Annotated in this window: 9 protein-coding genes; 7 read left to right on the top strand and 2 right to left on the bottom strand. The window is 57.7% G+C overall.

The features are described from left to right. Positions 1-211: 211 nt before the first annotated feature. Together RUM_RS01185 and RUM_RS01180 are read right to left on the bottom strand one after the other, a co-directional pair. On the bottom strand, positions 212-1,978 hold the full coding sequence (locus RUM_RS01185; RefSeq protein WP_015557401.1) for an ammonium transporter: 1,767 nt from the start codon (positions 1,976-1,978) through the stop codon (positions 212-214). A 166-nt stretch (positions 1,979-2,144) separates the two neighbouring features. Further along, entirely contained in the window at positions 2,145-4,244 is a 2,100-nt protein-coding gene (locus tag RUM_RS01180; RefSeq protein ID WP_015557399.1) for a glutamine synthetase III family protein, read from the bottom strand. A gap of 593 nt (positions 4,245-4,837) precedes the next feature. Between RUM_RS01180 and RUM_RS01175 the strand changes: the two genes are divergently transcribed. The 7 genes from RUM_RS01175 to RUM_RS01145 are packed head-to-tail and all read left to right on the top strand — an operon-like array spanning position 4,838 to position 11,787. Further along, positions 4,838-5,935, top strand: a complete 1,098-nt coding sequence (locus tag RUM_RS01175) for a class II glutamine amidotransferase (RefSeq protein ID WP_015557398.1) — start codon at positions 4,838-4,840, stop codon at positions 5,933-5,935. Further along, positions 5,935-7,440, top strand: a complete 1,506-nt coding sequence (locus RUM_RS01170) for a glutamate synthase-related protein (RefSeq protein ID WP_015557397.1) — start codon at positions 5,935-5,937, stop codon at positions 7,438-7,440. Before RUM_RS01175 ends, RUM_RS01170 begins: the two co-directional genes overlap by 1 nt. A 35-nt stretch (positions 7,441-7,475) precedes the next feature. Further along, positions 7,476-7,925, top strand: a complete 450-nt coding sequence (locus RUM_RS01165; protein WP_015557396.1) for a 4Fe-4S dicluster domain-containing protein — start codon at positions 7,476-7,478, stop codon at positions 7,923-7,925. Then, a complete protein-coding gene (locus tag RUM_RS01160; protein WP_015557395.1) occupies positions 7,922-9,154 on the top strand; it encodes an NAD(P)/FAD-dependent oxidoreductase in 1,233 nt (410 codons plus the stop codon). Before RUM_RS01165 ends, RUM_RS01160 begins: the two co-directional genes overlap by 4 nt. Further along, positions 9,151-9,858 carry a GltB/FmdC/FwdC-like GXGXG domain-containing protein gene (locus RUM_RS01155; protein WP_015557394.1) on the top strand — a complete coding sequence of 236 codons (708 nt, stop codon included), beginning with the start codon at positions 9,151-9,153 and terminating at the stop codon, positions 9,856-9,858. The genes RUM_RS01160 and RUM_RS01155 overlap by 4 nt, the downstream gene beginning before the upstream one ends. A 55-nt stretch (positions 9,859-9,913) precedes the next feature. Continuing rightward, positions 9,914-11,158, top strand: a complete 1,245-nt coding sequence (locus tag RUM_RS01150) for a glutamine synthetase family protein (RefSeq protein WP_147645529.1) — start codon at positions 9,914-9,916, stop codon at positions 11,156-11,158. Between the two features lie 59 nt (positions 11,159-11,217). Beyond that, a complete protein-coding gene (locus tag RUM_RS01145) occupies positions 11,218-11,787 on the top strand; it encodes an ANTAR domain-containing response regulator (protein ID WP_015557393.1) in 570 nt (189 codons plus the stop codon). Positions 11,788-11,901 lie beyond the last annotated feature (114 nt).

The following is an 11,901-nucleotide window of genomic DNA, read 5'->3' as shown; positions in this document are numbered from 1 at the left end:
TAAATAGAGTATGATTACTCCCTGGGTTGTCTCCCCAAGCATCCGGTAAGGAGGTCCTGCGTGACCCATCCGGTTAAGTAAATAGAGTAATGCAGAAGAAAAACAATCGAAAATACAGAAAAAAGAACGCCCACACCCCGGAGGGTGCAGACGTTCTGTGAGATAGAAGGGGCAGCAAATTCATACCGCACTGTGCGGCCAGGATGCGCCTTTAGTCATCCTGCAATGCATCGTAGCCGGATTCACCGGTTCTGACCTTGAGTACATTCTCTACGTCGTAAACGAAGATCTTGCCATCGCCGATCTTGCCGGTGTACAATGCCTGCTTTACGGTTTCAACCACTGTCTCAACCGGGACCTTGCATACGACCACTTCCACCTTAACCTTGGGCAGCAGTCTTGCTTCTACGGGAACGCCACGGTAATACTCCGCTGCGCCCTTCTGCATGCCGCAGCCCATTGCGTTGGTGACGGTCATACCGGTGATGCCGATGCCGTACAATGCGTTCTTGAGGGCGTCGAACCGCTCGATGTTGGTGATGATATCCACCTTGGTCATCTTTACGCCTGCATCGGATGCGATGCTGACGGACTTCTTATGCTCTACCGGTACGGACTTTTCAACAGGAGCAGCCGGAATTACGTTGGCAACTTCCTTCTCCTTGCCGGAGGCGGTAGTTTCAATGTGTGTTGTGGGGATAAAGTCAGCGTAGGAGGATGCCAGACCGTGCTCTGTGATATCCAGACCAACGACTTCCTCGTGACGGCTTGCCCGCAGACCGATGGTGTGCTTGATAATCAAGAATGTGATGGTGATGGTAACTGCTGTCCAGGCGATAACGGAAACCATACCCAGCAACTGATAGCCGAACAGCTCAAAGCCGCCGCCGTAGAATACACCTGCAAGCTGCTTGCCGTCTGCGTTTGCCAGGGAGTAGCCCGGAACCTTCGGATTTGCAAACAGACCAACTGCCACTGTGCCCCAGATACCGTTGCAGAAGTGTACTGCTACAGCGCCTACCGGGTCATCGATGTGGAGCTTGTAGTCCAGGAGCCATACGCCGAATACCACCAGCAGACCGGAAACGATACCGATGATGGATGCGCCCAGGCAGTCCACCACGTCGCAGGGAGCGGTTACGCCTACCAGACCAGCCAGGGATGCGTTCAGACACATGGAAACATCCGGCTTGCCGTACTTGAGCCATGTAAAGATCATGCAGGTTACGGTTGCGATGGCAGGTGCGATGGTGGTTGCCATAAATACGGAGCCAAGCTGATCGATGGACTTGGCAGCAGCGCCGTTGAAGCCGTACCAGCCGAACCAGAGGATGAACACGCCCAGAGCGCCCAGGGTCAGGGAGTGACCGGGGATTGCGTTGACCTTTGTGACCTTGCCGTCCTTGTCGGTTTCAAATTTGCCGATTCTGGGTCCAAGGATCTTGGCGCCGATCAGGGCGGACAGACCGCCTACCATGTGGATAGCAGTGGAGCCGGCGAAATCGTGGAAGCCCAGTTGAGCCAGCCAGCCGCCGCCCCAGATCCAGTGTGCTTCCACCGGGTAGATCAAAGCGGAGATCACGCCGGAGTATACACAGTAGGACAGGAACTTGGTACGCTCTGCCATTGCGCCGGAAACGATGGTTGCGGCGGTTGCGCAGAATACCAGGTTGAATACAAAGTTGGAGTAGTCAAAGTTTTCGTATGCGGTGAAGATATCCAGACCCGGCTTACCGATCAGACCTACCATATCCTCCCCCAGGAATAAGCCAAAGCCGATGAGGATGAACACTACGGTACCGATACAGAAGTCCATCAGGTTCTTCATGATGATGTTGCCCGCGTTTTTCGCACGGGTGAAGCCGGTTTCCACCATGGCGAAGCCGCACTGCATAAAGAATACCAGCGCAGCGCCGATCAGAAACCAAACGCCCCATAATTCCTTGTCCACGGCTTCAAAGATTGCTTCAGCATTCATAGAAACCCCCTTCTTTCTGCACATCCGGTGCAGAACACTGCTTTTGTATCCCGGCAAGCAGCCAGCCTGTGATGTTGCGGATTTTCCGCAAATACAAAAAGGCGTACATACCCTCAACACCCGCCGTTTTAGGTGGTAAGGTTATGCACGCCATTGTGCCGATATTTTATTCAATGGAGAAAAGCATATCTCCGTAGGAGGGCAGCGGCCAGTGATCTCTGCCGCAGATCAGCTCCAGGTTGTCTGCCACGCACCGAAGCTCGGTCATGGCGGGGTAGATCCGTTCCCGGTAGGCGCTTGCCAACTGGTAGGGATCCTGGATGGGCTTGATTTCCATCAAGCAGTCCGACAGGCTCTGGGTACGCTTGACCAGGCATTCGCTCAAGCGGCTGAGCTTTTTCAAAAGCCCGTCCTCCAGAGCGATGGACGCCTCCGATTGTGCCAGCTTCTTGTTGGCAGCCAACTGCGCTAACTGACTCTGGTATGTGACGACCGCCGGGATGATCTCCTGGTTGACCATGTCGATCATGGTCAGCGCCTCGATATGCCCGATCTTGCTGTAATTCTCCAGCAGGATGGCGTACCGGGAGCGAACCTCCGCTTCGGTGAATACCCCATGCCGGGTAAACAGGGCGATGTTTTTCGGATCGATCAGAGTCCGCAGCGCCTCCGGCGTGCCGGGCAGATTGGTCAGCCCACGCTGTTCCGCCTCTGCCACCCACTGGGGGGAGTAGTTGTTGCCGTTGAAGATGATCCGCTTGTGATCGTGGATCACGGTTCGGATCAGCTCGTCCAGATCCTTCTGGAACTGTACGCTGTGCTCCAGCCTGTCTGCATACTTCCCAAGCACGTCTGCCACAATGGTGTTCAGCACCGTGTTGGGGCCGGCAATGGACTGGGCGGAGCCAAGCATCCGGAATTCAAATTTATTGCCGGTAAAGGCAAAGGGAGATGTGCGGTTCCGGTCGGTGGCGTCCCGGAAGAAGTGGGGCAGCACCGTGGCGCCGATCTCCATCTGTACCTGTTCCTTGCCCACATAAAGGGTTCCGCTTTCGATGGCGTGGAGGATATCCGTCAGTTCATCCCCCAGGAACATGGAAACGATTGCGGGGGGCGCTTCGTTGGCGCCCAGCCGGTGATCGTTCCCGGCGCTGGCAACCGAGACCCGGAGCAGATCCTGGTACTCGTCCACAGCCTCGATCACTGCGCACAGGAAAAGGAGAAATTGGGCATTTTCGTAGGGCGTTCCGCCCGGCTCCAGGAGGTTCATGCCCGTATCCGTGGATATCGACCAGTTATTGTGCTTGCCGGAGCCGTTCACCCCGGCAAAGGGCTTTTCGTGCAGCAGGCACGCCATGCCATGCTGTGCGGCAACGGTTTTCATCAGCTCCATGGTCAGCTGGTTGTGGTCGCATGCCAGATTGGTTGTGGTGTAAATGGGGGCAAGCTCATGCTGGGCAGGAGCGACCTCATTGTGCTCCGTCTTTGCAAGCACCCCCAGCCGCCACAGCTCCCGGTCTAGCTGCGCCATAAAGGCGCTGACCCGTGGGGGGATGGAGCCGAAGTAGTGATCCGCAAGCTCCTGCCCCTTGGGGGGTCTTGCCCCGAACAGGGTTCTGCCGCAGCATTTCAGATCCCGGCGCTTTTCGTACAGCTTCCGGTCAATGAGGAAGTATTCCTGTTCCGGCCCCACCGTGGTGATGACCCGGCTGGCGTTCGTATTGCCGAACAGCCGCAGCACCCGCAGTGCCTGTCGGTTGATGGCGTCCATGGAACGGAGCAGGGGGGTCTTTTTGTCCAGCGCCTCGCCCCCGTAGGAGCAGAACACCGTGGGGATATATAAGGTATGCCCACGGATAAAGGCGTATGCGGTGGGATCCCAGGCGGTGTAGCCCCTTGCTTCAAAGGTTGCCCGCAGGCCGCCGGAGGGGAAGGAGGAGGCGTCCGGCTCGCCCCGCACCAGTTCTCTTCCTGAAAACTCCATAATGACGGAACCGCTGCCGTCCGGGGTAATGAAGCTGTCGTGCTTTTCGGCGGTGACCCCGGTCATGGGCTGGAACCAGTGGGTGAAATGGGTCGCGCCCTGTTCCACCGCCCAGTCCTTCATGGCACTTGCCACCACGTTGGCAATGTCAAGCTCCAGGTGGGTGCCCTTTTCCATGGTCTTGCGCAGGGCACGGTATACATCCCGGGGCAGCCGATCCAGCATGACGGCGTCATTGAATACCTTGCTGCCGAACAGGCTGTGCATATCGGTCTGATCCATCGCCGTCCGCCTCCTTTCTGCATCATATCTGTGACCAAGAATGGAACAGCAAATAAAAAAAGGCACTGCGAACCCCTATCGGTTCACAGCGCCTTTGCTGTTCATGCTTGTATTATAGCATCCGGGAGCCGGATTGTCAACACCTTTTTTTCAATTCATGGAAAATTACTAAAATGCACGGTTTTTTGCCGGGTTTCCTTGTCGAAGTTCTACGAATCGTGCAGAAATTTGTGCTCCGGTGTTGACATTTTCAGATTCGTGGATTTATAATAGAGGCATGAACAAAGGAGTTCATTGCGCAGCATGCGTACTGCCCTCGGGCGGTGTGTGTCCTGTGCAATGAGCTCTTTTTTGTTATGGCAACACCGCACAAAGAATGTGTGGTAGATGTGCCAACAGATTTTGCGTCAGATTGCATAGAAACGACGCAGGAATACTGGCGTATTGCAAGGAGTTTCTGTGTGATATGACGGAAAATTCGTCAGCAGATGCTGCGCATAGCCGACAGGCGGGCTTTGTGCGGTGTTGCCTTATCCCTGCACGGACGTAGAAGGAGAGCGGCTGGCGCAGGCATCAATAAGGAGGTTACGGCTATGAGTTTACCAAGAGAAGGAGAGGTCCGGATCCCGTCCGGCTGTGCGGTATCCGGCATGTTTTCAAAATCAGGCAAACGGATGAACGGCGAGCAGATCATCCGTTCCATTGAAGTGATGCATGACCGTTCCAACGGTCTGGGGGGCGGCTTTGCTGCCTACGGCATCTATCCGGAATACAAGGAGTATTACGCATTCCACATTTTCTATGATGACAGCTCCACCAAGCAGGAGTGCGAGCGGTTCCTGGAGCGTCACTTTGACATCATCAACCTGTCCAAGATCCCCACCCGGAAAATGCCCCAGATCACGGACGTGCCTCTGATCTGGCGGTATTTCGTGACCCCCCTGCCCACCAAGCTGGCGGAGAGTCAACTGGATGAACGGGAATTCGTGGCAAAGTGCGTGTTCCACATCAACACCCGGATCAAGGGCAGCTACGTTTTCTCCAGCGGCAAGAACATGGGCGTATTCAAGGCGGTGGGCTTCCCGGAGGATGTGGGCAGGTTCTACCGGCTGGACGAATACGCCGGCTACTGCTTCACCGCCCACGGCAGATATCCCACCAATACCCCGGGCTGGTGGGGGGGCGCACACCCCTTCGCCCTGCTGGATTACACGGTTGTCCACAACGGGGAGATTTCCTCCTATGACGCAAACCGCCGTGCCATTGAAATGTACGGCTACAAATGTACCCTCCAGACGGATACGGAGGTCATTGCCTATATCATCGACTACCTGCACCGGAAGCAGGGGCTGAACTGGCAGGAGATCTGTTCCGTCATCGCCGCCCCCTTCTGGCAGACCATTGCGGCCATGCCGGAGCAGGAGCGGGCAAAGCACGAGTACCTGCGGAATGTGTTCGCATCCCAGTTGATTACCGGCCCCTTCTCCATTCTGGTGGGCTTCAACGGGGGCATGATGGCGCTGAACGACCGGCTGAAGCTCCGGAGCATGGTAGTGGGCGAGAAGGACGATATGTTCTACGTTGCCAGCGAGGAGTCGGCGATCCGGGTCATCCAGCCGGAGCTGGACAAGGTATGGTCTCCCAGGGGCGGAGAGTGCGTGCTGGTTACACTGGAAGGAGGTAAGGCGTAATGGCTATCAATTTTCTTTACCCGGACTATGAAGTAGTCCGCAATCAGGATCGGTGCATCGGCTGCCGTGTCTGTGAGCGGCAGTGCGCCAATGAGGTGCACAGCTACAATGCGGAGCTGGACAAAATGCTGTCCGACGAGACAAAATGCGTCAACTGCCACCGGTGCGTGACCCTGTGTCCCACCCATGCGCTGAAGATCGTCAAGAACGATCACACCTTCAAGGAAAATGCCAACTGGAGCGGAAAGACCATCCAGGAGATCTACAAGCAAGCCAATACCGGCGGGGTGCTCCTGTCCAGTATGGGCAATCCGGAGCCCTATCCGGTGTATTTCGACAAGCTGCTGCTGAACGCCTCCCAGGTGACCAATCCCCCCATCGATCCCCTCCGGGAGCCGATGGAAACCAAGGTATTCTTAGGGGCAAAGCCCTCCAGGGTGCAACGGGACGAAAAGGGGGAGCTGGTGAATAACCTGTCCCCCCAGATCAAGCTGTCCGTGCCCATTATGTTCTCCGCCATGAGCTACGGCTCCATCAGCTACAACGCCCATGCATCCCTTGCCCGGGCGGCACAGGAGCTGGGGATCCTGTACAACACCGGCGAGGGGGGACTCCACGAGGATTTCGTCAAGTACGGGGCAAACACCATCGTGCAGGTGGCATCCGGCAGATTCGGCGTCCACAAGGGCTATCTGGAAAGCGGCGCTGCCATCGAGATCAAGATGGGACAGGGTGCAAAGCCCGGCATCGGGGGACACCTGCCCGGCGCAAAGATCGTGGGGGATGTGGCAAAGACCCGTATGGTGCCCGTGGGCAGCGACGCCATTTCTCCGGCGCCCCACCACGACATCTACTCCATCGAGGATCTGCGGCAGTTGGTATACTCTCTGAAGGAGGCGACCGGCTACACCAAGCCGGTGATCGTGAAGATCGCCGCCGTTCACAATATTTCCGCCATTGCCAGCGGCATTGCCCGCAGCGGTGCGGACATCATCGCCATTGACGGCTTCCGGGGCGGCACCGGCGCTGCACCCACCCGGATCCGGGACAATGTGGGCATTCCCATTGAGCTTGCCCTTGCCAGCGTGGACAAGCGGCTCCGGGACGAGGGCATCCGGAACAACGTTTCCATCGTGGTGGGTGGCAGCATCCGCTCCAGCGCCGATATGGTCAAGGCCATTGCACTGGGTGCGGACGCAGTGTACATCGGTACGGCGGCGCTTCTTGCTCTGGGCTGTCACCTGTGCCGCAGCTGTCAGACCGGCAAGTGCAACTGGGGCATTGCAACCCAGCGGCCGGAGCTTGTGAAGCGGCTGAATCCGGAGATCGGCTATCAGCGGCTGGTGAACCTGGTGACTGCTTGGCGGCATGAGCTGATGGAGCTGATGGGCGGCATGGGCATCAATTCCATCGAGAGCCTCCGGGGCAACCGGCTGATGCTCCGGGGCGTGGGGCTTACCGACCGGGAACTGGAGATCCTTGGCGTCAAGCATGCAGGCGAGTGATGGTCGAATTTTGCAGGAAAAGAGGAGAAACACCCATGAAACGAGTATATGTAAATGAGGAATGGTGTCTGGGATGCCACCTTTGTGAATATTACTGTGCATTTGCGGAAACCGGCAAGCCCAATATGGCGCTTGCCCTGAAGCATCAGACCATCCGCCCCCGGATCCATGTGGAGGAGGAAAACGGCGTGCATTTTGCCGTATCCTGCCGCCACTGTGAGGATCCCCTGTGCGTCAAAAGCTGTCTGACCGGGGCGCTGTCCGTGAAGGACGGGGTGATCCGCATCAACTCCGACCGGTGTATTCACTGCTACACCTGTATTCTTGCATGTCCCTACGGGGCGATCGTCCCCTCCGACAACGGAGCGGTGAAAAAGTGTGAGCTGTGCGTGAACACTGCCACCGGATTGCCCAACTGCGTACAGGGCTGCCCCAACGGCGCCATTGTATTTGAGGACAGCGAGGAAAGGAAGGTGTCAGTATGAAATATGTGATCATCGGCAACTCCGCCGCAGCCATCGGCGCAGTGGAGGCCATTCGGAAAACCGACCGGACAGGACAGATCCTGATCCTTTCCTCCGAGCCCTATCACACCTACTCCCGGCCGCTGATCTCCTACCTGCTGCTGGGGAAAACCACAGAGGAGAAGATGCTGTACCGGGATCGGGATTTTTACGAGAAGATGCACTGCGACTTCCGGCCCAATACCACGGTGGTAAAGCTGGATCCGGAACAGAAGCAGGTGCTTCTGGCGGACGGCAGTACCGAATCCTACGACAGGGTACTGGTTGCCACCGGTTCCTCCCCCTTCGTGCCTCCCATGGCGGGGCTGGATACGGTGGAGCACAAGACCACCTTCGGCTCCCTGGAGGACGCAAAGCGTCTGTCCGGCATGATCGACAGCAGGAGCCGGGTGCTCATCATCGGCGCAGGGCTGATCGGTCTGAAATGCGCCGAGGGCATTGCGGATACGGTCAAGTCCATCACAGTGGTGGATCTGGCACCCCGGGTGCTGTCCAGTATTCTGGACGATGCAGCCTCCGCAAGGATCAAGCATTACCTGGAGCAGCATGACCTGCGATTCTTCCTGGGGGAGAGCGTGAAGGAATTTTCCGGCAATACTGCCATCCTCACCGGCGGCGGGCAGATCGAGTTTGACTGCCTGGTACTGGCGGTGGGCGTGCGTGCCAATACCGCCCTGGTGAAGGATGCAGGAGGCGCAGTGGGCAGGGGCATTACCGTGGATGACCATATGCGCACCAGCCTGCCGGAGGTATACGCCGCCGGGGACTGCACCGAAAGCATGGACTGCGCCGAGCAGCAGATCAAGATCATGGCACTGCTGCCCAACGCCTATATGCAGGGGGCATGCGCCGGGGCGAATATGGCAGGGCAGGAGGCGGTGTTTGACACTGCCATTCCCATGAACTCCATCGGTCTGTTCGGGCTTCATATGATGACCGCCGGTTCCTATCACGGGGAAACCTTTGTACAGGACGACGGCACCGGCTTTAAGGAGCTGTTTTACGAGAACGACCGGCTGTGCGGCTATATCCTCATCGGGGATATCCACCGGGCAGGCATTTACACCGCAATGATCCGCAACCGCACCCCCCTGCGCAGCGTGGACTTTGACCTGCTGTGCCGGGAGCCGGAGCTGATGGCGTTCAGCCAGGCGGATCGGAAGGTTATGTTAGGAGGGCGTGAGAAATGACACTTTCTGCAAAAGAGCTTGGATATGAAAAGCTGAACGAAGCTGTGCGCCATGCCGCCGGAGAGATCCAGATCAACGACTGCTTCGGGGAACGGTTCATCGGCTGCGGCGCTGCGGACAAGACCATTACCATCAACGGCACCCCGGGCAACGCCATGGGGGCGTATCTGAACGGCGCTACCATGATCGTCAAGGGCAATGCCCAGGACGCAGTGGGGGATACCATGAACGCCGGCAGGATCGTGATCCACGGCAACGCAGGAGACGCCCTTGGGTATGCTATGCGGGGCGGCGAGATCTACGTCAAGGGCAGCGCAGGCTACCGGGCAGGGATCCATATGAAGGAGTATATGGAAAAGCGTCCCTTGATCGTCATCGGCGGCAGCACCGGCAGCTTCCTTGGGGAGTATCTTGCCGGTGGGCTGATGATCGTGCTGGGACTGGACACGGATCAGGTGCCGGTGGGGAATTTCACCGGAACCGGTATGCACGGGGGGCATATCTGGATCCGCAGCAGCGTGAAGCCCACGAATCTGCCAGCCCAGGTGTGCGTGGAGGAGGCAGACCCCCAGGAGATCCTGCCCTATATCGAGAATTATGCAAAGCTGTTCGGGGTTTCTGTGGAAACCATTCTGGCAAAGCCCTTTTACCGGCTGAGCCCCAACGCCAAGAACCCCTACAAGCGGCTGTATACAGTGAACTAACGGCAATGCCCCACAGATGCTGTGGGGTATTCCCGACTTTCAGGAGGTGCTGTCGGTGAAGCCGACCATTCAGGAGATCTCCGCCTTTGTGCGGGAGAATGATGTGAAATTTATCCGCCTTGCGTTCTGCGATCTGTACGGGGTGCAGAAGAATATTTCGATCCTGCCCAGCGAGCTGCTCCGTGCCTATCACGAGGGTATCCCCTTTGACGCCAGCGCCATTGCGGGCTTCACCGACGTGACCGAATCCGACCTGTTCCTGGTGCCGGAGCTTTCCACCCTGTCCGCCCTGCCCTGGCGTCCCCAGCATGGCGGCGTCATCCGGTTCTACTGCGACATCAAGCGGCCGGACGGCAGTATTTTTGAGTCGGATACCCGTGCTACGCTGAAACGGGTGGTGGAGGAGTGCAGGAGTATGGATTACGCCTGCCGGATGGGTACCGAGTGTGAATTCTACCTGTTCAAGACCGATGAAAACGGCGCTCCCACTGCCATTCCCCTGGACGGCGGCAGCTACTGCGATGTAGCGCCCCTGGACAAGGGGGAGAATGTGCGCCGGGAGATCTGCCTGTGCCTGGAGGAGATGGGCATCACCCCGGAGACCTCCCACCACGAAGTGGGCAGCGGACAGAACGAGATCGATTTCAAGACGGCGGAGCCTCTGGCGGCAGCGGAAAACCTGCTGACCTTCCAGACGGTGGTGCGGAATATTTCCGCCCGGAACGGTCTGAGCGCATGCTTCCTGCCCAAGCCTCTGCCGGATCAGAGCAGCAGCGGCATGCATGTGAATCTGACCCTGCTGCGGGAGGGGCAGAACCTGTTTGCCAGCCGCAGTGAAGCATCCAGACAGTTTATGGCAGGCATCCTCCACCGGTCGGCGGAGATGACCGCATTTCTGAACCCCATTGCAAACTCCTATGACCGGCTTGGCTCCAACCATGCGCCCCTGTACATCAGCTGGTCTCCCCAGAACCGTTCCCAGCTGATCCGGCTGCCGGCTGCCACCGGGGACAAGGTGCAGATGCAGCTGCGGTCTCCGGATCCCATGGTGAACCCCTATCTGGCGTTCTCTCTGATCCTCGCCGCCGGGCTGGAGGGCATCCGGGACAGGCGGGAGCTGGCGCCGCCTCTGAACGAGAATCTGTACCTGGCGCCCCCTTCCGTGACGGATAAGCTGGAAAAACTGCCCACAAGCCTCCGGGAGGCGCTGTCCATTGCGGAGCAGTCGGACTTTGTACACCGGGTACTGGGGGAGAAGATCTGCGCCCACTACTTTGCCGGGAAGCGGAACCAGCTATAAGGCGATTCATGCCGAATGTTCCACGTGGAACAATATGCTAGTCGAAAGGAGGGAGCCACATGGAGCGGGGACTCATCATCTCCTCAACAGAAAAGAGCGTTGCCTTTTTCCGGGATATGCTGGGGCATGCGGGGATCCAGGATCTGACGGTGGTTTCCTCCGCCGGAGAGGCACGGCGCCGGATGCTGGAGTACGAATACGACATCTGCGTCATCAACGCCCCTCTGCCGGACGAATATGGGGAGAGCCTGAGCTGCAGCATTGCCCTGCACACCACCAGTGAGGTGATCCTGGTGGTGAAGGCGGAGCAGTTCGACTCCATCTGCCATAAGGTGGAGGACTGCGGGGTCATTACGGTGGCAAAGCCGGTGAACCGGGGGCTGTTCTGGAACGCCATCAAGGTGACACAGGCGGCAAGCGTGAAGATGCAGCGCATGTACTGCGAGAACCGGAAATTGCAGCAGAAGATCGAGGATCTGCGGATCGTGGATCGGGCGAAATGTGCGCTGATCTCCTATTTGCGCATGTCGGAGCAGGAGGCTCACAAGTACATAGAGCGGCAGGCTATGGATATGCGGCTGCCCAAGCGGGAAATTGCAGAGGAGATTCTGCGGACATATGAGGTATGACGGGAGCCGAAAGGCTCCTGTTTTTGCGCCCTTTGCCTTTCGGTGACCATTTGTTTGTGTGTTGTCTTTTATGTTCTGCGTGCTGGGGATACGCAGTACGGGTTTACCGGTATC

It is taken from the genome of Ruminococcus champanellensis 18P13 = JCM 17042 (assembly GCF_000210095.1).
Taxonomy (GTDB): Bacteria; Bacillota; Clostridia; order Oscillospirales; family Ruminococcaceae; genus Ruminococcus_F; species Ruminococcus_F champanellensis.
Note: the sequence above shows the minus strand (reverse complement) of the source record. Positions and strands in the feature narration are given on the sequence as shown.

Coding starts and splice junctions, on each gene's coding strand:
- RUM_RS01170 (WP_015557397.1), top strand. CDS start 5,935: ATGGCTATCAATTTTCTTTACCCGGACTATGAAGTAGTCCGCAATCAG.
- RUM_RS01180 (WP_015557399.1), bottom strand. CDS start 4,244: ATGGATCAGACCGATATGCACAGCCTGTTCGGCAGCAAGGTATTCAAT.
- RUM_RS01175 (WP_015557398.1), top strand. CDS start 4,838: ATGAGTTTACCAAGAGAAGGAGAGGTCCGGATCCCGTCCGGCTGTGCG.
- RUM_RS01145 (WP_015557393.1), top strand. CDS start 11,218: ATGGAGCGGGGACTCATCATCTCCTCAACAGAAAAGAGCGTTGCCTTT.
- RUM_RS01160 (WP_015557395.1), top strand. CDS start 7,922: ATGAAATATGTGATCATCGGCAACTCCGCCGCAGCCATCGGCGCAGTG.
- RUM_RS01155 (WP_015557394.1), top strand. CDS start 9,151: ATGACACTTTCTGCAAAAGAGCTTGGATATGAAAAGCTGAACGAAGCT.
- RUM_RS01165 (WP_015557396.1), top strand. CDS start 7,476: ATGAAACGAGTATATGTAAATGAGGAATGGTGTCTGGGATGCCACCTT.
- RUM_RS01185 (WP_015557401.1), bottom strand. CDS start 1,978: ATGAATGCTGAAGCAATCTTTGAAGCCGTGGACAAGGAATTATGGGGC.